This is a genomic window from Nocardia sp. NPDC056100 (assembly GCF_042266325.1).
In the GTDB taxonomy this organism is placed as follows: Bacteria; Actinomycetota; Actinomycetes; order Mycobacteriales; family Mycobacteriaceae; genus Nocardia.
This window is the reverse complement of record NZ_JBHJVY010000003.1, coordinates 500,152-522,337: the sequence shown is the minus strand read 5'-3', so window position 1 is coordinate 522,337 and position 22,186 is coordinate 500,152. Positions and strand designations below refer to the sequence as shown.

The 22,186-nt window shown below is 68.2% G+C and carries 16 protein-coding genes and 1 tRNA gene; 14 read left to right on the top strand and 3 right to left on the bottom strand.

The features are described from left to right. Positions 1-584 precede the first annotated feature (584 nt). Positions 585-2,411 carry a DUF4407 domain-containing protein gene (locus tag ACFC0O_RS24555; RefSeq protein ID WP_375961573.1) on the top strand — a complete coding sequence of 609 codons (1,827 nt, stop codon included), beginning with the start codon at positions 585-587 and terminating at the stop codon, positions 2,409-2,411. A gap of 70 nt (positions 2,412-2,481) precedes the next feature. On the opposite strand, the gene ACFC0O_RS24550 is transcribed toward ACFC0O_RS24555, so the two are convergent. Next, positions 2,482-4,038 carry an MFS transporter gene (locus ACFC0O_RS24550; RefSeq protein ID WP_375963799.1) on the bottom strand — a complete coding sequence of 519 codons (1,557 nt, stop codon included), beginning with the start codon at positions 4,036-4,038 and terminating at the stop codon, positions 2,482-2,484. Positions 4,039-4,248: 210 nt separating this feature from the next. Between ACFC0O_RS24550 and ACFC0O_RS24545 the strand changes: the two genes are divergently transcribed. Genes ACFC0O_RS24545 through ACFC0O_RS24525 form a run of 5 tightly spaced genes read left to right on the top strand, consistent with a single transcriptional unit; the run spans position 4,249 to position 9,099 of the window. Then, on the top strand, positions 4,249-4,809 hold the full coding sequence (locus tag ACFC0O_RS24545) for a TetR/AcrR family transcriptional regulator (RefSeq protein WP_375961570.1): 561 nt from the start codon (positions 4,249-4,251) through the stop codon (positions 4,807-4,809). 42 nt (positions 4,810-4,851) lie between these two features. After that, on the top strand, positions 4,852-5,724 hold the full coding sequence (locus ACFC0O_RS24540) for a hypothetical protein (RefSeq protein ID WP_375961567.1): 873 nt from the start codon (positions 4,852-4,854) through the stop codon (positions 5,722-5,724). Beyond that, a complete protein-coding gene (locus ACFC0O_RS24535; RefSeq protein ID WP_375961565.1) occupies positions 5,721-6,797 on the top strand; it encodes a DUF4129 domain-containing protein in 1,077 nt (358 codons plus the stop codon). Before ACFC0O_RS24540 ends, ACFC0O_RS24535 begins: the two co-directional genes overlap by 4 nt. Before the next feature lie 29 nt (positions 6,798-6,826). Continuing rightward, the gene (locus ACFC0O_RS24530) at positions 6,827-7,801 is read left to right on the top strand and encodes an AAA family ATPase (RefSeq protein WP_375963798.1); all 975 of its coding nucleotides are present in this window, start codon (positions 6,827-6,829) and stop codon (positions 7,799-7,801) included. Positions 7,802-7,803: 2 nt separating this feature from the next. Next, positions 7,804-9,099 (top strand): DUF58 domain-containing protein, encoded by a 1,296-nt coding sequence (locus tag ACFC0O_RS24525; protein WP_375961563.1) that lies wholly within the window; start codon positions 7,804-7,806, stop codon positions 9,097-9,099. Between the two features lie 12 nt (positions 9,100-9,111). On the opposite strand, the gene ACFC0O_RS24520 is transcribed toward ACFC0O_RS24525, so the two are convergent. Then, positions 9,112-9,894 carry an RDD family protein gene (locus ACFC0O_RS24520; protein WP_375961561.1) on the bottom strand — a complete coding sequence of 261 codons (783 nt, stop codon included), beginning with the start codon at positions 9,892-9,894 and terminating at the stop codon, positions 9,112-9,114. Positions 9,895-9,953: 59 nt separating this feature from the next. Between ACFC0O_RS24520 and ACFC0O_RS24515 the strand changes: the two genes are divergently transcribed. Further along, entirely contained in the window at positions 9,954-11,009 is a 1,056-nt protein-coding gene (locus tag ACFC0O_RS24515; protein ID WP_375961559.1) for a stage II sporulation protein M, read from the top strand. Positions 11,010-11,686: 677 nt separating this feature from the next. On the opposite strand, the gene ACFC0O_RS24510 is transcribed toward ACFC0O_RS24515, so the two are convergent. Then, positions 11,687-11,772 (bottom strand) — tRNA-Leu (locus tag ACFC0O_RS24510). 281 nt (positions 11,773-12,053) lie between these two features. Between ACFC0O_RS24510 and ACFC0O_RS24505 the strand changes: the two genes are divergently transcribed. The 7 genes from ACFC0O_RS24505 (at position 12,054) to pknB (ending at position 22,117) form a co-directional block, all read left to right on the top strand. Further along, positions 12,054-13,505, top strand: a complete 1,452-nt coding sequence (locus tag ACFC0O_RS24505; RefSeq protein ID WP_375961557.1) for a DUF3662 and FHA domain-containing protein — start codon at positions 12,054-12,056, stop codon at positions 13,503-13,505. Positions 13,506-13,710: 205 nt separating this feature from the next. Further along, the gene (locus tag ACFC0O_RS24500) at positions 13,711-14,178 is read left to right on the top strand and encodes an FHA domain-containing protein (RefSeq protein ID WP_364636871.1); all 468 of its coding nucleotides are present in this window, start codon (positions 13,711-13,713) and stop codon (positions 14,176-14,178) included. After that, on the top strand, positions 14,175-15,656 hold the full coding sequence (locus ACFC0O_RS24495; protein WP_375961555.1) for a PP2C family protein-serine/threonine phosphatase: 1,482 nt from the start codon (positions 14,175-14,177) through the stop codon (positions 15,654-15,656). The genes ACFC0O_RS24500 and ACFC0O_RS24495 overlap by 4 nt, the downstream gene beginning before the upstream one ends. Further along, positions 15,656-17,125, top strand: a complete 1,470-nt coding sequence (locus ACFC0O_RS24490) for an FtsW/RodA/SpoVE family cell cycle protein (RefSeq protein WP_375961552.1) — start codon at positions 15,656-15,658, stop codon at positions 17,123-17,125. The genes ACFC0O_RS24495 and ACFC0O_RS24490 overlap by 1 nt, the downstream gene beginning before the upstream one ends. Beyond that, complete coding sequence (locus tag ACFC0O_RS24485) at positions 17,122-18,609, top strand: penicillin-binding protein 2 (RefSeq protein WP_364636865.1); 1,488 nt, start codon at positions 17,122-17,124, stop codon at positions 18,607-18,609. The genes ACFC0O_RS24490 and ACFC0O_RS24485 overlap by 4 nt, the downstream gene beginning before the upstream one ends. Before the next feature lie 35 nt (positions 18,610-18,644). Further along, the gene (locus ACFC0O_RS24480; protein WP_375961549.1) at positions 18,645-20,210 is read left to right on the top strand and encodes a protein kinase; all 1,566 of its coding nucleotides are present in this window, start codon (positions 18,645-18,647) and stop codon (positions 20,208-20,210) included. Further along, a complete protein-coding gene (gene pknB / locus ACFC0O_RS24475) occupies positions 20,207-22,117 on the top strand; it encodes a Stk1 family PASTA domain-containing Ser/Thr kinase (protein ID WP_375961546.1) in 1,911 nt (636 codons plus the stop codon). The genes ACFC0O_RS24480 and pknB overlap by 4 nt, the downstream gene beginning before the upstream one ends. Positions 22,118-22,186 lie beyond the last annotated feature (69 nt).

Sequence of the window (22,186 nt, the reverse complement as noted above, 5' to 3'; positions counted from 1 at the left end):
CAGGACTCGAGCCCAACCAACTTAGGTTGCACTAATACCAGCGTCTAGCTGGGCTTCTTCATCGATCCTCCAGTACCTGCGCGTTGTCCAGTGTAAAGCAGGCATGCGGGGGACCCGCAGTTGACTTGCCCATAGTTCTCCGCGCGCGCGAGGGAGGTGGCCGAGTGCCCCGGCGCGGCCCCGGGACAGCCTCCTACCTGCAATGAAACAGACTTCCCCACAAGGGCATCCGGCAAACCGGGCGTGCTGCGGCTAATTCTCCGGAGACCTCCGGGAAGCGGTTCGGAGGTCCGGGCGACAAGCCAATGCAATGATCCGACCGTACGGAATCTTTCTTAAACGTGGGATTTGGCACACGTCTGGCAAACAGTGAATATGCGGTAAGTCACTACTTCAGGGATTCTGCGGCCGATACCTGCGTGATCAATGCCACGTCACGGCTGGGAAGCCGTCAGATGTGAGGCTGGACACATCACAGCCACCACACTCGGTGTAACCGCCCCCTTCCTGTCACGCTGAAACAACGAATCAGCGACGGTTTAGAGAACCCGAATAAGCCTGGGACTTAGAGGATGTGAGCTCCCATGACCGTTCTGCTCACCTGGCTCGGCGGAGCGCACGCGGGGGTCACCGATCGGCACGAGCGCACGGGGTATTCGGTTACCGGTGCCGTGGTGGCGTTGTTCGCGCTGACAGCCGGGGTAATCACTGCACTAACCACGAGCGCGGCGCAATGGCCCTTGGCCGCGGTGATCGTGGTCGCCCTGATCGCAACCCTGTTGGTGGGGGCGGTATCTCGCACGCTGGCCACCGCGTCGACACCCGCGCGCGGTGAAAGCCGCCGGGCACGAGCCGAATTCGGCGCCCGCGCCGGAGTGGCCGTACTCGTCGGCATCGTCATCGCCGAATTGGCCTGCACCGTCCTGTTCGGCGGCACCGTGAACCGGCTGCTCGACGAAACCTCCCGGCGCGGAGTCGAATCCGCGCCCGCCGTGATCACCGCGCGCACCGAACTCGACCAGGCCCGCGCCGATCGCAAGGACCTGGATCAGCAGATCGCCAAGGCGCAGACCGATGTCGACACCGCACTGGTGATCGCGCGCTGCGAGACCAATCCGGACCCGCAGTGCCCGGCAACCCGCATTACCCGGGTGCCCGGATACGGCGCGGAGGCCCGCACCGCGCTACAGATGCTCGACGATTCGCGGGCGCAGCTCACCGCCGCGCGCGCCAAGATCGACGGACTCGATACCAAGGTCAGCGATAAGGACAAGGCGCTCGGCACGGCCCGCGCCGACGCCTACACCGACGGCGATCGCGGACTCGGCGCGCGCTGGGTCGCCATGAACGACTACACCACCGATCACGCCGGGCCGTTCGTGCTGCGCCTGGCCGTGGCACTGCTGCTGATCGTGCTCGCGCTACTGCCGCTGCTGCTCCGATTCTGGCGCGGCGAAACGGCTTTCGACCGCGATATCGCCACCCGCACCGCCACCGACCGGGTCGAACAGGCCGCCGAGGTCGCCATCGCGGAAACCCAGGCGCAGGTCCGCGTCGAAGCCGAGAAACTGCGCGCCGAACAACAGCTCACCGCCGCGAAACTGGCGCTGCACGCCGATACCGCCATCGACCGGGAGCGCCAGCGCACCCGCATCATCGCGGCCATCGGCAATTTCCAGATCGGCATCACCGAACCCGCGCAACAGCGCGCCATCGACGAATTCGACCGGGCCGCACAGCATGAGCTTCCGGCCGCGGTCCGAAAGGACGACTCCGTGTCCCAGGAGGGGATTGTGACACCGACGCCGAACCTGCCCGCCCAGCTCGGCCAGGGCGGCGGACTCGCGCCGATCGGCCCGGGCGCGGCACTGGTGCCCGCACCCGCACCGCAGCCCGCACCCGCGAACAAGGGTGGCGGACTGGAACTTCCGATCATCGGGACGGTGCCGTTCACCGATACCGCCGCCCGCTGGATCCGGCCACTGGTGCCGTCCTTCGTCGCCAATGCCATCGATACCGCCACGCATCCGCTGCGCACCGTGCGCCAGGCGTTCGAGGAGGCGGAGGAGATCACCTTCACGCTCAAGCGGACCCGCAAGGTGACGGTGGATTCCTCGGATTCCGGGGCGCAGGCGCAGCAGCAGCAGATGTATCAGCAGCAACCGCAGTACGGGTACCAGTTGCCGCCGGGTGCGCCGCAGCAGGTGTACGCGCAGCGCGTCGCCTCGCAGGTGGTCGATCAGCCGTATCAGCAGCAGTACCCGAATTACGGTGCGCTGCCGCAGGGTCAGGTCGTCGAGCCCGGATATCCGCTGCCCGCCGCACCGCATCAGGGCGCGATCCCGGGCCGGTACAACCCGGAACTGGAATACCGCGGCCCGCGCGAACTGCCGCCCGCGAAAGATCAATAGGACCTGCGAACAGGGCTGTGGCCCGGCATGTTTCACGTTGAACACGGAAACAGCCGGGCCACAGCCTTTTTCAGTTGCTACGCGCCTTGCGCTTGCTCGTCGCGGCGCGGTATGTGATGACCGCCGTGACCAACAGGATCAGCGTGGTGCCGGTGGCCGCGAGGTGGATGCCGTCCACGAACGCGCCGTGCGCGGCCTCCAGCAGTGAGCTCGACGCCGGTTCACCGAGGGAGCGTGCGGTTTCCACCGCACCGCCCAGGGATTCCCGCGCCGCGTCGGTGTGCGCGGCCGGAACCGCGGACAGGTCCAGGCCGTGCCGGAACGCGGCCATCACACCGCTGCCCAGCACCGCGACGCCAAGTGCCACACCGGCTTCCAGCGCCGTCTCCGAAATGGCGGCGGCATTGCCCGCGCGCTCGGCCGGAGCGGTGGTGATGATCATGTCGGCCGAAACCGTCAGCGCCACACCGACACCCAGGCCGATCAACAGGAATCCGATCATGAACGGCAGCACCGACGCCGACGGATCGGCTTCCAGCAGCCAGAACAGGGACGCACCCGCCGCGGCCGTCACCAGCGCACCGCACAGCACGCTCACCGGACGCCAGCGACCGACCAGCCACGCCGCCAGCAATGAACCGGCCATACTGCCGAACGTGCCCGGGATCAACAGCAGACCCGCCTGCAACGGCGCGCGCCCCAGCACCAGCTGGAGATACTGCGAACCGAAGAACAGCACGCCGGCCAGCGCGAAGATGGACAGCAGATTGGTCAGCACCGCGGCCCGGAACGGCGGCAGCCGGAACAGCTCCAGATCGATCAGCGGATCGGTCAGCCCGCGCTGGCGGCGAATGAACACCACACCCGCGACCACACCGATCACACCCGCGATCAGCTGATTCAGCGCCGGTCCGTGCGCGGCGAACTCCTTGACCGCGTACACGATCGGGATCAGCGCCAGCATGGACAGGCCCGCGCTCATCAGGTCGAAGCGGCCCGGATTCGGATCCTTCGACTCCGGTACCAGCAGCGGTCCGAGCACGATGAGCAGCGCCATCACCGGCAGGTTCACCAGGAACACCGAACCCCACCAGAAATGCTCCAGCAGCCAGCCGCCCAGCAGCGGACCCATGGCCGCACCGGAACCCGCCATCGCACCCCAGACCGAGATGGCGAGGGTGCGCTGGCGCGCGTTGGTGAACATGGATCGGATCAGACCGAGCGTGGCGGGCATCAGCGTCGCACCGGCGACACCCTGCAGAACGCGTGCGGCAATGAGCATTTCGGGGCTCACCGACCAGGCCGCGACCGCGGAGGCGAGACCGAATCCGGCCGCGCCGATCAGCAGCAGCCGCCGACGCCCGATGCGATCACCGAGCGTGCCCATGGTGATGAGCAGACCGGCCAGCACGAACGAGTACACGTCGATGATCCACAGCAGTTGCGGTGTGGTCGGCGCGAGATCGCCGGAGATGGCGGGCACCGCGAGATCGAGCACGGTGGCATCGACCGAGACCAGCAGCAGGGCCAGCGCGAGCACGCCGAGCCCGGCCCAGTCACGCAGGGACGCGCGATCCGAACCGCTCTCGGATGCCAACGCCGCGGCCGAATCCGGGGTGGCGGGCATGCCGGAATCCCGGCGCGCGGTGGCGGGCCGGGGGTCGTTGACGCTGGGATCCGCCTCTGATCCGGGTCCGGATCGGGCGGAGGTGTGGGTGGCCATGGGAGCTTTCTCTTCCAGAGTTGAACCGTCTGGACGGTACAGTAACAGACTTACCGTCCGGACGGTACAGTTATGCAGCGTGAGTATGACCAATTCGCCGTACAGTGATGCACCGTGACAACCCCTCGCGATCCGGCGGGCACCCGCAACCGGATCCTCGACGCGCTCGAAACCCTGCTGCTCGACAAGGGCATGTCCCAGGTGACGCTGGAAAGCGTCGCGGCGGCGGCAGGCGTCTCCAAGGGCGGACTGCTCTATCACTTCAAAAGCAAGGACGCACTGCTCGCCGGATTGGTCCGCCGCCTCGGCGAACGCGCCGATCAACAGTTGAACAGCGCCGTCGCACAGGGCGAATCGGTCGCCGAGTGGTATCTGCAGACCCCGCATCCCGACAATGACTCCGATGCTCTGGAGCTCGCGCTGTACCGCTCCATGCTGGCCGCCATGCGCACCGTCGACGGCCCCCAGGACACCGCCGCCGACGAGGCGGATCGGGCGCTCGCCGAAATGATGAGCGGCTGGAAAACCGCGCTGGACAATGAAATACGCGATCCGGTCAAAGCGGAAATCGTCCGGCTCGTCGGCGACGGCGTCTACCTGCGCGCACTGCTCGGCATGCCGCCCGTCGACCCCGCCCTGTACCGCCAGGTCGTGGCACGGCTGCTCGGCGAATAAACATGGAGCGACCACGGGGCACCCGGCGGTTACAGTAGGTCCGTGTTGCCCGCCGCCGCCGATTCAGTCGGTCCGTCGGCCGGGTCGGTGGGGGAACCGCACACCGAACCGGCGACGGTCCCGATCCGACCCGTGCAGTTCCGTGAACTGCTGGATCTGCCATTCGCGGTGATCCAGGCGCGGATCGCCACCTTCGCCGCCGTCTTCGGGGTCGCCGTCGCGATCGCGGCCGCTATTTCGGTCGGCGTCACCGTCTTCGTCTCGGTCGCCACCGGCGATTCGGACAGCGGCACCTTCTGGGGCGCACTGCTGACCACCCTGATCGCCGCCTGGGTATTGCGCCTGTTCGTGCGCGGTTTCACCGTGCCGATGGGACTCGCGGTGGTGCACCGGCAGCCGCTGAGCTGGCGGGCGGCGCTGGGCCGGTTATCCGCCGAAGCCGGTCCGCTGCTGGGGTATTCGGCCATGTACACGCTCATCGGGGTCTGCGTGCTCGCGCTGGGCGCACCGCTGATGTTCACCGCGCCGTTCGCGGTGGTCTGGCTGCTGTGGCTGCGGGCCCGCCGATTCGCCACGGTCCCGGCCATTTTCGAGGAAAACACCACGTACCGGATCGCCACGCTGCGCTCGAAACTGCTGATATCCGGCACCGACTGGCAGCTGGTTGGCGTACTGCTCTATCTGCGCGGACTGCTGCTGGTGCTGATCGTGCCGCTGCTCGCGCTGCCGCAGTTCGCGGCGGGCATCACCGGCACCCGGCGCTGGGCGGTCACCGTCCTGCTCATCACCGCCGGTCTGCTCTTCGTCGCGCTCGCCGAAATGGTGGAATCCTCCGCCCAGGTGGTCGCCTACGTCGACCGCCGCTGCCGCCGCGAGGGCTGGGATATCAAGATCCCCGGGGAGGCCCGGCCGTGAGCACTCCCCTGCCGGACAACCACTTCGGGCCACCGCCGGAACCCGCGCTCGGGCCTGCTGCCGCGCATCTGGCCGCCGCGGAGGACGCCGCCCGGCGCGCGGATTTCGGCACCGCGCTGCGCGAGCGGTATCGCGCGGTCACCCGCGGTCTGGAACAGCGCGGCATTCTCGAGGAGCAGCGCGCCCGCACCGCCCGCGAGACCGCGCAGGCCGCGACCAGCGCGCTCCCCGGTGAGGCCGTCGAATTGCCCGCGGCGGCACACAGTTTCGACGAGATCGTGTACGGCGGCCGCCCCGGCGCGGAGGCCGAATACCGGCGGCTGGAACAGGCCGATCAATTCTCGGTCGCGCCGCCGCCCAAGAACGCGCCCGCCGAGATCACCGAACAGCGCCGCAAGACCAGGAAGCAGCGGGGCGCGCGCGAGAAGAAGGAACGCGAGCCCCTCGAATTGCCCGCGCTGCTGCGGGATTGGCGCTTCTGGGCGGTGCTGGGCGCACTGCTCGGCATCGTGGTGCTGGTCTACCTGGTGACGCATATCAGTCCGCCGCCGCCCTCACCGCCCGAGCATCACGACAACACGCCCTACACACCGCCGCCGTCGACGTCGAAACCGCCGCCGACACCCCGGCATCCGCCGAACTTCGGCGAAGGCGACGACTCCATCTTCGAACGCCTGCCCGCGTGGGCGGCGTTCGGCGGCGCGCAGCTGCTCATCGCGTGGGGCGCGGTGCTGTGGTGGCGCGGCCGCCGCCGCGGTGCGGTGGTGCGCGAACCGCTGCCCGTGGAAGCGCCCGCCAACGAGGTGCTGGCCGGACAGGCCGGGCTGTACCGCAAATCCCGCGACCACGACCATGTGGCGGCGAAGCTGCGGGCGGCCACCCTGCGGCGGCTGCGCCCGACCCTCGGCGTCACCGCCGAAACCCTGCCCGAGCTGGTGATCGCGCCCCTGGCCGCACGCCTGCACGCCGACCCGGCCATGCTGCGGGCCGCACTGTACGACCCGGTCCCGGACCGGGGCACGCTGGAACTCGTGGCCGCACAACTCGAATGGATCGAAGCGGAGGTCTTGTGACCGGATCAGAGCCCACAGCCGTCGTCGTGATGGACACCAATCACGCGCCGACGCCCGAACAGGCCCAGCAGGCGCTGCTCGCCCTGCGCGCCGAGATCGGCAAGGCTGTCGTCGGCAACGACCAGGCGGTCATGTACCTGGTGCTGGCACTGCTGTGCCAGGGTCACGTACTGCTGGAAGGCGTTCCGGGCGTGGCCAAGACGCTGCTGGTGCGCGCCCTGGCCAAGGCGCTGGACCTGCGGCACAGCCGCATCCAGTTCACCCCGGACCTGATGCCCGGCGATGTCACCGGATCACAGATCTACGATCCGCATTCGGCCGAGTTCACCTTCCGCAGCGGTCCCGTCTTCACGAACCTGCTACTCGCCGACGAAATCAACCGCACCCCACCGAAAACCCAGTCCGCACTGCTGGAATCGATGGAGGAGCGCCAGGTTTCGGTGGACGGCGTGCCCCGGCCGCTGCCCGATCCGTTCGTGGTGATCGCCACCCAGAACCCCATCGAACAGGAGGGCACCTATCCGCTGCCGGAGGCGCAGCTGGACCGGTTCCTGTTCAAGGTCGACGTCCAATTGCCCGGGCGCGAAGACGAATTCCGGATTCTGCAACGCCATGCGGCAGGCTTCGATCCGCGCGATCTGGACGCCGCCGGACTGCGGCCGGTCGCCGGACCCGAGCACATCGCCGCCGCCCGCAAGGCCGTCGCCCAGGTGACATTGAGTCCCGAAGTGCTCGCGTACACGGTCGACCTGTGCCGCGCCACGCGCACCTCCCCCGCCGTCGCGCACGGCGCGTCCACCCGCGGCGCGACCGCGCTGATGGCGGCGGCGCGCGCCTTCGCCTGGTTGAACGGGCGCGGTTACGTCACCCCCGACGATGTGAAAGCCGTTGCCACGACGGTGCTCCGGCATCGCCTGCAACTGCGGCCCGAACACGAGGTGGAGGGCGTCACCGCCGAAGGGGTGATGGCGTCCCTGCTGATGTCCGTCCCGGTTCCGGTGTAGTCGTGGTCGTCACCGGCCGGCTGGCCATCGCGGCGGGCGCCGCCGCACTCCTCGTCACCTTCGTCCTGCCCTCCTGGGCGGGACTGCTCGGCGCGACCGCGGTACTGGTGGCGCTGGTACTGCTGGACGTCCTGCTGCTGGGTTCGCCCGGGGCGCTGGAACTTTCGCGCGATCCCCTCACCACGGTGCGAACCGGGCGCACCGCCGAGGTGGAACTCACCGCGCTGAACACCGGCGACCGCACCCTGCGCGGCACGCTGTGGGACGACTGGCCGAACAGCGCACAGGCCCGCAATCGCGCGCACGCGCTGAAACTGCCGCCCAACACCAGGATTCGGCTGCACACCGAACTCACCCCGGAATATCGGGGCGACCGGGTCGCCGGTCCGATCACCGTGCGCCTGCTCGGCCCGCTCGGCATCGCCGGACGCCAGACGCGCCGCACCGTCCCCGCCCGGTTGCGCGCACTGCCGCCGTTCCGGAGTGAGAAGCTGCTCGCCTCCAAAGTCCGTCAGCTGCAACATCTCGAGGGCCGCAACACCACCAACCGGCGCGGACAGGGCACCGAATTCGATTCCTTCCGCGAATACGTCGCGGGCGACGATGTGCGCACCATCGACTGGCGGGCCACCGCGCGCGCCAATGACGTGCTGGTGCGCACCTGGCGGCCCGAACGCAACCGGCACGTGGTCATGCTGCTCGATACCGGCCGGGTGAGCGCGGGCCGCGTCGGCGACGGCACCCGCCTGGACGCCACCATCGAGGCCGCGCTGCTGCTCGGCGGACTCGCCGCCGCGGGCGGCGATTCGGTGGATCTGCTCGCCTACGACAACGCGCTGCGCGCCGAAGTGCGCGGCATCGGCGGAAAACGCCTGCAGCTCAAGCTCATGCACGCCCTCGCGGGCGTCACACCGCAATTGGCCGATACCGACTATCAGGGCCTGCTGCGCACCACATTGCAGCGCGCCCGCCGCCGCAGCCTGGTCGTCTGGTTCACCCACCTCGATGCCGCCACCGTGCAGGAGGGCCTGCTCCCGGTGCTGCCGATCCTGGCCGACCGGCATCGCGTGCTGATCGTCGCGGTCACCGATCCGGATATCGCGGCCGCCGCCACCCGCCGCTCCGCGCTGGACGACCTCTACACCGCGGCCGCCGCCGAGAATGTCATCGCCGAGCACGCGGTGGCCCGGGAAACCCTGCGCCGCATGGGCATCCGCGTCATCTCGGACTCCCCCGACCGGCTGCCGGGCGCGCTCGCGGACGAATACCTGGAGCTCAAGCAAACGGGCGCAATGTAATTCGCGAGCTGGTCAGGCCGCCCGCTGGAATGCCTTGGTGTCCGGCTTGGGCGGAGGCGGGAAGGAACGGCGCTGGCGTTCGGCGAGCACCGCGCCCAGAATCTGCACGGGCGGATAGCCATTGAGCGGCGGGGTGTGCAGCCGCGCGCAGACCGTGACCACCAGGGCACGGCCCAGCTGATCCTGCGCCACGGGCGTGAGGGTGCGGAAGCGAGTCAGGTACTGGCGCACCGAGACCGCGAGTTCATCGGAGAGCCCGGTCAGATCGAGCTGACGCGCCCAGCCCTGCAACCACGGCGGCGGCAGTACCAGCGCGGCGAACGGCAGCCGACTGCGATCGTGCACCACCACGGTGCCCGCGAGCGCGTCGCCGATGCGGCGGGCGTTCGGCGAGCACAGCGACACCACGACCGCGATCAACCCGGTGCCCAGAATCCAGAAGTCCACGATGCCCGCCAGACCGCGGGTGACCGCGTGCCGGAAATCGGTCGGGCCGCCGTCCGCGCGCACCACCCGCAGGCCGAGCGCCATCTTGCCGAGCGACCTTCCGCGCGAGAGGGTTTCGCTGAGCACCGGATAGCCGATCAGCGTCAGCGTCAGCACGACCACCAGCATGGTGGAGATCCACGCCGAATCCGCGCCCCACAGGAACAGCACCCACAGGCAGAAGAAGAACACCGCGGTCCCGAAGATCAACTGGATCATCAGGTCGAGCAGGAACGCCGCGGCCCGGGTGGGGATGCGCGCGATGGGCAGTTCTACGGCGACGGCCTCGCCGGTGGTGAAAAGGGCCATGTCACTCCTGCTCGGGGGCGACTAGCATTCTTCCGAGCCGAGGCACAGGAAGGCAACCGATGGACCTGGACGCGTATACGTTCCTGCACAAACCTTCCTGGGATCGGCTGGACTATCTCGCGACGCGCCGTAAGAAACTCTCCGGCACGGAATCCGACGAACTGGTACGGCTGTACCGGCTCACCTCACAGCAGCTCGCCCGCCTGCAATCGCGTTCGGCCGACGCCGAATTGGTGGCTGGACTCTCCGCCGTGCTGACCCGGGCGCGCGGGCGCGTGCTGAGCGCCCGCACCGACACTCTCGCCGAGATCCTGCGCTTCGTCACCCATCGCTTCCCGGCCGCGCTGTACCGGTCCCGGCGCTGGTGGCTGTCGGTCGCGGCGGCGTTCATCGCGGCGTCGGCCGCCGTGGGCGCGTGGGTGGCGAATTCGGAGTCCGCGCGGCGACATCTGGGCCTGGACACCGATACCGACCGATTGACCAAGCCCGGCGGCGAATTCGAGACCTACTACTACGAACATCCGCACGATGCCTTCGCGGCCCAGGTGTGGACCAATAACGCGGCGGTGGCCGCGGTGGCCCTGTTCATGGGGGTACTCATCCTGCCCGCGGTCTACGCGCTGGCCATGAACGCGCTCAATGTGGGCGTGAGCGCGGGCCTGATGGCCGACGCGGGCCGCCTGGACGCCTTCTTCACCTACATCCTGCCGCACGGCATGCTGGAGCTGACCGCGATTTTCGTGGCCGGCGGCGCGGGAGTGAAACTGGGCTGGACACTGATCGATCCGGGCCGCGAGAGCCGTCCGCAGGCGCTGGCGCGACAGGGCCGTGCCACGGCCGTTATCGCGCTGGGCCTGGTGGGCGTGCTGCTGGTCTCCGGATTCATCGAGGGCTTCGTCACCCCGAGCGAGCTGCCGGACGCGGTGCGGATCGGGATCGGCGCGCTCGCCGAAATCGGTTTCCTGGCCTACGTCTTCGGTCTGGGCCGGCGGGCGGTGCTGGAGGAGGAGACGGCCGCGGCGCGGGAGCACATGTCCGGCAACTCGGCGGTCCGGAATCCGGAAGCGGTTGCGGGAGTGGTCGGTTCGACACTGGTGGCAACGGCCCGGAATTGATTTCCACTGGCCGCAGCGAGTCCGGCTCAGCTGCGGCCAGCGTTACCGTCGACTCTACACAATCGTTATGGCTACGCAACCTCCGACTTGCTGGGTGGGCGTATATGGCCACCAGGCGAAATGCCCTTTGTGCGAAGGCAACCCGAGAGGTCCGCTATTTACCGGCATACGCTTTGCGAGCGGTCTGCGGAGGTTAAGGAAACCACCCGCGCGGTACCGTTCGGCGACCGTGTTTCGACCCCTCGCTCGGACTTCCGGAACACCCCCGTCGCCCGGTTTGCCGATTTCTCTCGCGATAACCCTCCATCACCGGTTCAACCCGCGTTAAGCTGGAGTTTCGTGGCTGGTCGGCACCATTGCCAAGCGGTCGCCCGAGGATAAACAAACCCCAAGTTTGTTTAACTCAGTTTTGACTAAACGAGCATCAGGCAATGGCCGCAGATAATCGGTCGCATACTCGAACCGACACCTTCCGGCAATCGATTTTCACCCCTCCGCGGACCGCCGGAGGCCATCCGGCAACGCCCCGGCCGAGGAGTCCCCGATATGCCTGCGATCTTCGTCACATCCGGTGTGACCTGCGGTGACCCCCGCCTACGCGGGACCGGGCCCCGAACGGGGTCACGGACAGCGAAAAGCGAAGAGCCCCATCCGATTCCGGATGGGGCTCTTCGTCTTGGTGGGCGAAGGGGGACTTGAACCCCCACGTCCTTACGGACACTGGCACCTGAAGCCAGCGCGTCTGCCATTCCGCCACTCGCCCGAGCGACTGAAAGAACGTATCACGGGGTATGCACCAAAAAGAAATCGCCTGGTTATCGGCTGTGACGGCGGCCGATGCCGGCACGGGAACCCCGACCCGTTTCCAGGAGTTACAGGTGTGGACGATCGTGGATATCATGCAAGGACCGTGTCCCAGCGGCGACACGCCATGTCCGCGTGTCGCACAGTAGGACCGCCGCAGACCACACGGCGCCACCAGGAGACCAAGACACGAAGCACGCTTCACTCGCGGGAGCGTCCTGACCCGAGAGGAGGGGCTCGATGGGGATCGTCTCGCGATTCGAACGTCGCCTCCAGGGTGCTGTCGGCGATGTGTTCGCCCGCGTCTTCGGTGGCAGTGTCGTTCCGCAGGAGGTCGAGGCAGCGCTCCAGCGCGAGGCCGCGGACCACGTTCAAGACCTCGGCAACGGGCATCTGCTCGCACCGAACAGCTACGTCATCACCATCAACGAGTCGGACCTGGGGCAGCTCGTCCAGGGCGAGGGACAGGCCGACCACGACCTCGCGGTACGCGCGTTCGCCAAACACTTACAGGACTACATCCGTGAGCAAGGCTGGCAGACGTACGGCGAAGTGCACGTGGAATTCGAGGCATCCCCTACGCTGCACACCGGACAGTTCAGGACACGCGGTCGAGTGGACCCGGACGCCGTCGGCGGTAGTGTCGACCGCCGGGCGGGTCCGGCGGTGGGACCTGAACGCACACCACGACCCAACCCGCAACCAGGAGCTGGCCCCATGACGCAGAACTCAGGCTACGACCCAAGCCGTGAGCCCGCGGAGTCCGATCCACGAAACCGCGGGTACGCGCCCCCGCCCGCGAGCCGACCCGCTCCGCAGGGCTACGGCGAATACGGCCGCGGCGGTGCTGCCCCGCAGTACCCGGATCAGCAGGGCTACGGCGCTGCCCCGGATCAGCAGGGCTATGGCGAGTACCAGAACGGCTACGACTACAACCAGCAGGGCGGCCAGGGCTACGGCGCTCAGCAGGGTGGTTACGGCGATCAGGCGTACGGCCAGCAGCAGGGCTATGCCGATCAGGCCTACGGGCAGCAGCCCGGATACTCCGATCAGGCCTACGGCCAGCAGGGCTATGCCGAACCCGGCTACGGCCAGCAGGGCGGCGGCTACGCCGAACAGGGCGGCCAGCAGGGCTACGGCCAGCAGGCGTACGACCAGGGCGGCTACGGCCAGCAGGGGTACGCGGAACCGGGTTACGGCCAGCAGCAGGGCTACGGCGACCAGCAGGGCTATGCCGATCCGGGCTACGGCCAGCAGGGGTACGCCGAGCAGGGCTACGGGCAGCCGCAGGGCTATGCCGAGCCCGCCGCCGGTGGTTACGGCGACGACCAGTACGGCCAGCAGGCCGGGTACGGCCAGCAGCCCGCCGCGGGCGGTTACGCCGCTCCCGCGCGCAGTGGCTCGGGCTACTCGGCCACGCTGCAGCTGGACGACGGCTCCGGTCGCACCTACCAGTTGCGCGAGGGTTCCAACATCATCGGCCGCGGCCAGGACGCGCACTTCCGGCTTCCCGACACCGGGGTTTCGCGGCGGCATATCGAGGTGCGCTGGGACGGCCAGACGGCCATGCTCTCGGACCTCGGTTCCACCAATGGCACGCTGGTCAACGGGTCGCCCGTCCAGGACTGGCAGCTCGCCGACGGCGATGTCATCCGCGCCGGGCATTCCGAGATCCTGATCAGGATCGTCTGATCCCGTAAGCTCGCGGTGCAGATCACGATATGGCTGGATTTTCCTGCGCCGTATCGTGATCGCAACCGGTCGACGGCCCTATGATGCTGCCATTACTCGCGGCTCAACAGGCCGCGCCGACCAGGCGCACCGGTTGGGGGTCGCGGAGCTTTCTCCGTACTGACAGCCCGTACCTACGACACGGTCGAACAGGAGGTGGAGCACCGTGCAGGGACTGATCCTGCAACTCACCCGGGCGGGGTTCCTGCTGTTGTTGTGGCTGTTCGTGTGGGCGGTGCTCCGGACCCTGCGCAGCGATATCTACGCGGCCTCCGGCATCCGGGTGCCGCCGCGGACCCAAGGTGGTTCCGCGGTGCTCCCCTCCTTGCGCCGAGGCCAGAAGGGCGCCAAATATCTCGTGGTGACTCAGGGTTCACTCGCCGGCACCCGCATCTCACTCGGCACGCAGCCGGTGTTGATCGGGCGCGCGGACGACTCCACGCTGGTCCTCACCGACGACTATGCCTCCACCCGGCATGCGCGCCTGTCGCCGCGCGGGGAGGATTGGTATGTCGAGGATCTCGGTTCCACCAATGGGACCTACCTCGACCGGTCGAAGGTCACCACCCCGGTCCGAGTTCCACTCGGCACCCCCGTCCGTGTCGGTAAGACAGTGATCGAGCTGCGATCGTGACTCTTGTTCTGCGCTACGCCGCCCGTAGCGACCGCGGTCTCGTACGAGCCAACAACGAGGACTCCGTCTACGCGGGCGCGCGCCTACTCGCGCTCGCGGACGGCATGGGCGGCCACGCCGCCGGTGAAGTCGCCTCCCAACTGATGATCGCGGCGCTCGCGCATCTCGACGACGACGAACCGGGCGATGATCTGCTCGGCAAGCTCGATCGCGCGGTGCACGAGGGCAATGCCGCCATCGCCGATCAGGTCGAGGAAGAGCCCGAACTCGACGGAATGGGCACCACGCTCACCGCCGTCCTGTTCGCCGGGCGCAAACTCGGCCTCGCCCATATCGGCGACTCCCGCGCCTACATGCTCCGCAATGGCGAACTCACCCAGATCACCCGCGACGACACCTTCGTGCAGTCGCTGGTGGACGAGGGCCGGATCACCCCGGAGCAGGCGCACACCCATCCGCAGCGCTCGCTCATCATGCGCGCGCTCACCGGCAACGAGATCGAGCCCACCCTGGTGGTGCGCGAGGCGCGCGCCGGGGACCGGTATCTGCTCTGCTCGGACGGCCTCTCCGATGTGGTGAGCGATGAGACCATCGCCAACACCATGCGCGAGGGCAGCACCGACGAGGCGGCCGACCGGCTCATCGAATTGGCTTTGCGCAGTGGCGGTCCCGACAATGTGACCGTCGTGGTCGCCGATGTCATCGACCTCGACTACGGACAGAGTCATCCGATCGTGGCGGGCGCGGCCTCCGGCGAGGATGACGACACTCCCCCGCCGAATACCGCCGCCGGTCGCGCCGCCGCCATGCGGCCGCCGAGAGCCGCCCCGCGCCGGGCCGTACAGCAGCCCGAGCCGGAGCCGCCGCGCAAGAGCCACAAACTGCGCTGGATAGCGCTCTCGCTGGCCCTGCTGGTCGCCATCGGCGCGGGACTCACGGTCGGCTACAACATGATTCGCAGCAACTACTACGTGGGCACCCAGGACGACAAGGTCGTGGTGCTGCGCGGACTGCCCGGTTCGGTGCTGGGCTATTCGATCCACGATGTGGATCAGATCGCCTGTGTCACCCGCACCGGTGAATTGCAGATCAGCGCGATCGGTTCCAGCTTCGGCGCGGGTTGCCGCGAACTGCGCCTGCTGGATCTCAAGCCGACCGGCCGCGATTCGGTCAACAAGGGTCTGCCGCCGGGCTCCCGCGAGGAAGCCGGCAAGCAGTTGCAGGCGCTGACCCGCAATGATCTGCTGCCGCCCTGCGAGAAGGCACAGCCGCAGCCGCAGCCGTCGACGACTCCGCCGAGCACCCCGGTCGATCCGAACGCGCCCGTCACCACCACCCCCGCCGTTCCCACCACCACCCCGGCCGCCGTGCCGGGTGGCGAGAACCATCCGCTGGAACCCCGCAAGACCGATCAGCCCACCCCCACCACTACGACCGCGCCGCAGCAGCCGGGGCAGAACTGCAGAGTGACGGACTGATGTCCGCACCGGCACCACCGTCCGCTGGGGCCTTTCCCAGTCCTCCGGGCGGATTCGCTCCCGCGCCCCCGCCGTCCACCCGGCGGAATGTGGAACTGCTGCTGCTCGGGCTCGCGGCGGTGGTCACCACGGTGTCGCTGGTGCTGGTGGAGGCCAGTCAGGAACAGGCGATCACCTGGGAGATCGCCAAACTGGGCGCGGCCTATCTGGCGTTGTTCGGTGTCGCGCATCTGGCGGTGCGCCGTTTCGCGGCGTTCGCGGACCCTTTGCTACTACCGATCGTGGCGCTGCTGAACGGTCTCGGCCTGGTGCTCATCCACCGGCTGGACCTGGCCGAGAAGCAGGATGCGATCTTCGCCTCGCAGCCCATCCCCTCCCCCGATGCGAACCAGCAGGTGCTGTGGACGGGGTTGGGGATGGTGGTTTTCACGGGCCTGTTGCTGCTGTTGCGCGACTACCGGACGCTGGCGCGGTACGCGTACACGCTCGGACTGGTCGGCCTGGTGCTGCTCGCCATCCCGGCCATCCTGCCGGATCGGTTCTCGCAGGTGAACGGCGCGAAGATCTGGATTCGACTGCCCGGCTTCAGTGTTCAGCCCGGTGAGTTCGCCAAGATCCTGCTCATCATCTTCTTCGCCGGGGTGCTGGTCGCCAAGCGCGACCTGTTCACCGCCGCCGGTAAGCACGTGTTCGGGATGGAACTGCCGCGCGCCCGCGATCTGGGCCCGATGCTGGTGGTCTGGATCGTCTGCGTCGGCGTGCTGGTGCTGGAGAAGGACCTCGGCACCTCGCTGCTGATCTTCTGCACGGTGCTGTGCATGCTCTACATCGCCACCGAGCGGGTCGGCTGGGTGGCGGTCGGCGCACTGCTGCTCGGTATCGGATTCGTGTTCGCGTACAACGTCTTCGGACATGTGCGGGTGCGCGTGGAGACCTGGCTGCACCCCTTCGCGGATTACAACAACACCGGCTATCAGATCTCGCAGTCGCTGTTCGGGCTCGCCACCGGCGGGCTGGCCGGAACCGGGCTCGGCAGCGGACGGCCCTCGCAGGTGCCGTTCGCCAAGACCGACTTCATCATCTCCGCCATCGGCGAGGAGCTCGGCCTGATCGGCCTGGCCGCGGTGCTGATGCTGTTCTGTGTCTTCGTGATTCGCGGTCTGCGCACCGCCATCGCGGTGCGCGACAGTTTCGGCAAGCTGCTGGCGGCGGGTCTGGCGTTCACCATCGCCATCCAGCTGTTCGTGGTCGTCGGCGGTGTCACCAAACTGATTCCGCTGACCGGTCTGACCACGCCGTTCGTCTCCTACGGCGGCTCCTCGCTGCTCGCCAACTACGCACTGCTGGCACTCTTGATCAAGGTGTCCGATGCGGCGCGCGCCCCGGCCCCCGTCCGTAAGCGGGCGCCGGAGCCGCTCGCGGACGCGCCCACCGAACTGGTACGGCGACCGAAGGGTGGTACCGCGTGAACACACCCCTGCGCCGGGTGGCGATGGCGGTCATGCTGATGATCGTCGCGCTGCTTATCAACGCCACCTACATCCAGGTGCAATTCGGGCCGATCGGCAAGGCGGACAGCCTGCGCAACGATCCGCGCAACGGCCGCGTACTGCTCGACGAGTACGCCCGCCAGCGCGGCCAGATCTCCGCGCAGGGCACGGTGCTGGCGAGTTCGGTGTCCACCGACGACCGGTACAAGTACCTGCGCACCTATCCGACCGATCCGCTGGCGTACGCGCCCGCGACCGGTTTCTACTCCATGCAGTACGGCAGCACCGGACTCGAGCACGCCGAGGATTCGGTGCTGAACGGTTCGGACAATCAGCTGTTCGGGCGGCGCTTCATCGATATGGTGTCGGGCCGGGATCCGCGCGGCGGCAATGTGATCACCACGATCAACCCCGCTATGCAGAAGGTCGCGTACGAGCAGCTGACCGCCAAGGGCTACACCGGTTCGGTGGTGGCGATCGAGCCGAGCACCGGGCGCATCCTCACCATGGTGTCGACGCCGTCCTACGATCCGAACCTGCTCTCCGGCCACGACGGCGCGGCCGCCGCGCAGGCGTGGCAGAACCTGCAGTCCGATCCGCGCCAGCCGATGCTGAATCGCGCTGTGTCGCAGACGTATCCGCCGGGCTCCACCTTCAAGGTGATCGTGACCGCCGCGGCGCTGTCCAACGGCATCGCCAAGCCCGAGGATCAGCTGACCGCGCAGTCGCGAATCACGTTGCCGGACACCACGACCACGCTGGAGAACTACAACGGCAGCCACTGTGGTCCCGGCGACGCGCCGACCGCATCGCTGACCGACGCGTTCAAGTTCTCCTGTAACACCGCTTTCGTGGACCTCGGTATCAAGGTGGGGGCCGCGAAACTCAAGGACGAGGCCGCCGCGTTCGGCATCGGAACCCATCCGAACATTCCGATTCCGTGGGCGGACAGCACCGTCGGGACCATTCCCGACGCACCGGCCCTCGGCCAGAGCAGTATCGGACAGCGCGATGTGGCGCTGACTCCGCTCGACAACGCCGTCATCGCCGCGACCGTCGCCAACGGCGGCGTGCGGATGCAGCCGCATCTGGTCGATCAGTTGCAGGCCCCGGACCTGAGCACCCTGGAGACCGTGAAACCCATGTCGGTCGGCCAGGCGATCAGCGCACCGGTGGCCACCCAGCTGACCAATCTGATGATCGAGTCGGAGAAGAACACCCAGGGAGGCACCCAGCAGCGGGGCTACCAGATCGCGTCCAAGACCGGCACCGCCGAACACGGCAACGATCCCCGCAATACCCCGCCGCACGCCTGGTACATCGCCTTCGCGCCCGCGCAGAACCCGAAGATCGCCATCGCGGTGATCGTCGAGAACGGTGGCGACCGCGCCCTGGCCGCCACCGGCGGTTCGGTGGCCGCGCCCGTCGCGCGGGCGGTGCTCGACGCCGGGCTGGGGGGCTGAACGGACATGACAGGGCAAGGTAGACAGGGTCGGAAATGCTGAACAACGGTGCGATGATCGCGGACCGCTACCGGCTGCATCGGCTGATCGCCACCGGTGGCATGGGCCAGGTCTGGGAAGCTCTCGACACCCGGCTGGATCGCCGGGTCGCGGTGAAGGTGCTCAAGGCGGAGTTCTCCGCCGATCCCACCTTCCGGCACCGCTTCCGCACCGAGGCCCGCACCACCGCGCAGCTCAATCATCCGGGTATCGCGGGAATCTACGACTACGGCGAGACCATGGACCCCTCCGGCGGCGAAACCGCCTATCTGGTCATGGAACTCGTACAGGGCGAACCGCTGAACGCGGTGCTCAGCCGGCTCGGGCGACTGTCCGTGCATCAGGGTCTGGACATGCTCGAGCAGACCGGTCGCGCGCTTCAGGTCGCGCACGCGGCGGGCGTGGTGCATCGGGATGTGAAGCCTGGCAATATCCTCGTGACGCCGACCGGTCAGGTGAAGATCACCGACTTCGGCATCGCGAAGGCCGTGGACGCCTCCCCGGTCACCAAGACCGGCATGGTGATGGGCACCGCCCAGTACATCGCCCCCGAACAGGCCACCGGCGAGGACGCCACCTCCGCCTCGGACGTGTACGCGCTCGGCGTGGTCGGCTACGAGGCGCTCGCCGGGGAACGCCCGTTCACCGGTGACGGCGCGCTGACCGTCGCCATGAAGCATGTGCGCGAAGCGCCGCCGCCGCTGCCCGCGGATCTGCCGCCGAACGTGCGCGAGCTCATCGAGATCACCATGGCGAAGGATCCGACCCAAAGATTCGCCACCGGAGGCGAATTCGCCGATGCGGTGGCCGCGGTGCGATCCGGTCGCAGAGCGCACACCCCCGGCGGCGGCAATCCCGCCATCCCCACCGGTGCGACCAGAATCCTGCCGCCCGGCCCCACCATGATGATTCCGGGCGGCCGCGCCGATCAGGCCACCACCCGCTACGCCACCCCGCCGCAGTCGATGCGGCAGCCGCAGCAGCCGCCGATGACCGGTTCCACGGTCATGATGTCGGGTCCGCAGACGCCACCGCCGGGTCCGCCGAGACCGATGCACGTCGGCGCGCCGGACGGCGACGGTGACGGCGGGCGTTTCACCAACTCGCAGAAGGCCATGGCCGGACTCGGTGTCGGCGCGCTCATCCTGGGCGCGGCCGCCGCGGTGGTGCTGCTCAACGGCTCCCCGTCGGATTCGACCCCGACCACCCGCACCAGCGCCGTCGTCGCGCCGCCCCCCGTGGCGACCACCACCACGACGGTGCCACCCACCACCACCCGGGAGAAGCCGGTTCCGCCGCCGCCCACCTACGATCCGACCACCGAACCGCCGGTCACCACGGTGCCGCCCACCACCACGCCGCCGCCGACCACGACGCCGCCGGTGACGACGACACCGCAGACCACCACGGTCCCCAAGACCACGACCGCGCCGACGACCACCAGTCGCGGTGCGCGTCCGCCGTGGGACCTACCATCATGGCCAGCGGTTCCCGGTGGCGCCCGGGGCTACTACGGAACGACGGAACCCAGTGCTCCCGCCCTCCCCCAAGGACAGTCATGACGACCCCGAAGAATCTCTCCTCCCGCTATGAGCTGGGTGAGATCATCGGCTTCGGCGGCATGTCGGAGGTGCACAAGGCGCGGGATCTGCGGCTCGGGCGCGATGTGGCGATCAAGGTGCTGCGCGCGGATCTGGCCCGCGACCCCACGTTCTATCTGCGCTTCAAGCGTGAGGCGCAGAACGCGGCGGCGCTGAATCATCCCGCCATCGTCGCGGTGTACGACACCGGCGAGGCCGAGATCGACGGCGGGCCGCTGCCCTACATCGTGATGGAGTACGTCGACGGCGATACGCTGCGCGATATCGTGCGCGGCAAGGGGCCGATGGCGCCCCGGCGCGCGATGGAGATCATCGCGGATGTGTGTGCGGCACTGGACTTCTCGCACCGCAACGGCATCGTGCACCGGGATATGAAGCCCGCCAACATCATGATCAATCGCGCGGGCGCGGTGAAGGTGATGGACTTCGGCATCGCGCGAGCGCTGGCCGACAGCTCCAACCCCATGACGCAGACCGCCGCGGTCATCGGCACCGCCCAGTACCTGTCCCCCGAACAGGCCCGCGGCGAACAGGTCGACGCGCGCTCGGACGTGTACTCGGTCGGCTGCGTACTCTTCGAAATCCTCACCGGCGAACCGCCTTTCACCGGTGACTCACCGGTCGCGGTCGCCTACCAGCATGTGCGCGAGGACCCCCGGCTGCCCTCGCATGTGCATCCGGGCGTGCCCCGCGAACTCGATTCCGTCGTGCTCAAGGCCATGAGCAAGAACCCGGCCAACCGGTATCAGACCGCCGCCGAGATGCGCGCCGACCTGATCCGGGTGCTGGGCGGGCAGAAGCCCACCGCGCCCATGGTGATGAACGACGAGGACCGCAACAGCTTCCTCGACGACGATCTGCCGCCGCCGCGCTCCTACCGCACCGTCGAGCGCCGCGATGACACCACCGAACAGGAACTCGTCGCACCCGCCGACGGCGGCGGCCGCCGCATCGGATTGATCGCGGCGCTCGCGGTCGGCATCCTCGCGGTCGCCGGTGTCGCCATCTGGCTGCTCCTCGGACCCGGCAGCAAGCCCGATCAGGTGGCGGTGCCGGAACTGTCGAATCACAATTCCCAGCTCGCGCAACGCGATCTGGAGAAGCTCGGCTTCAGCGTCGCCGTGCAGGACAAGGCGGACAGCAAGATCGCGCCCGGCAATGTGATCGCCACCCAGCCGCTCGGCGGCTCGCGCATCGACAAGGGCAGCACCGTCACCCTGCAGGTCTCCACCGGACCCTCGCAGGTCGCGGTGCCGCGCCTGGCCGGACTCACCCAGCAGCAGGCCGAACAACAGCTGAATTCGGTGGGGCTGCGGCTGAATTCGGATGTGAAGCGGGAAGCGTCCAGCGTCGACGAGAAGGACAAGGTCACCAGCCAGAGTCCGGGCGAGGCGCAGAAGGTCGACTCCGGCGGTCAGGTCACCATCACCCTCGGTTCCGGGCCGGAGAAGGTCCGCGTTCCCGATGTGGTCGGGCAGCAGATCGATGTGGCGCAACCGAATCTGACCGACAGCGCGGGCTTCAAGGTCAGCGTGCAGGAAGTCCCCAACAATCTGCCCAAGGGCACCGTGATCGGCACCAACCCGGCCGCGGGCACCATGGCGGACAAGGGCTCCACCGTCACCGTGCAGGTCTCCACCGGCGATAACGTGCAGATGCCGAGCCTGATCGGGCTCACCCCCGCACAGGCTGTGGATATCCTGCGGCAGCGCGGCTGGAACGGGCAGATCACCCAGAACACGCAGAGCACCCTGGACGCCAGCAGCGTCGGCCGGGTCATCGCCCAGCAGCCGACCGCGGGATCCTCGATCGCCAAGAATCAGACGGTGACCATCACGACCGGCGTCATCTCGCTCGGCCCGCCGTGACAGACATCCGGGACTGACGGAAATCGGGTTGTGGAGAAGTTATCCACAACCCGATTTTCTTGTTGAAAA

What these genes read in the sequence shown, in the direction of transcription:
- ACFC0O_RS24490 (WP_375961552.1), top strand. Translation starts at nt 15,656, where the DNA reads ATGTCCGCACCGGCACCACCGTCCGCTGGGGCCTTTCCCAGTCCTCCG.
- ACFC0O_RS24480 (WP_375961549.1), top strand. Translation starts at nt 18,645, where the DNA reads ATGCTGAACAACGGTGCGATGATCGCGGACCGCTACCGGCTGCATCGG.
- ACFC0O_RS24520 (WP_375961561.1), bottom strand. Translation starts at nt 9,894, where the DNA reads ATGGCCCTTTTCACCACCGGCGAGGCCGTCGCCGTAGAACTGCCCATC.
- pknB (WP_375961546.1), top strand. Translation starts at nt 20,207, where the DNA reads ATGACGACCCCGAAGAATCTCTCCTCCCGCTATGAGCTGGGTGAGATC.
- ACFC0O_RS24530 (WP_375963798.1), top strand. Translation starts at nt 6,827, where the DNA reads ATGGACACCAATCACGCGCCGACGCCCGAACAGGCCCAGCAGGCGCTG.
- ACFC0O_RS24555 (WP_375961573.1), top strand. Translation starts at nt 585, where the DNA reads ATGACCGTTCTGCTCACCTGGCTCGGCGGAGCGCACGCGGGGGTCACC.
- ACFC0O_RS24550 (WP_375963799.1), bottom strand. Translation starts at nt 4,038, where the DNA reads ATGCCCGCCACCCCGGATTCGGCCGCGGCGTTGGCATCCGAGAGCGGT.
- ACFC0O_RS24515 (WP_375961559.1), top strand. Translation starts at nt 9,954, where the DNA reads ATGGACCTGGACGCGTATACGTTCCTGCACAAACCTTCCTGGGATCGG.
- ACFC0O_RS24505 (WP_375961557.1), top strand. Translation starts at nt 12,054, where the DNA reads ATGGGGATCGTCTCGCGATTCGAACGTCGCCTCCAGGGTGCTGTCGGC.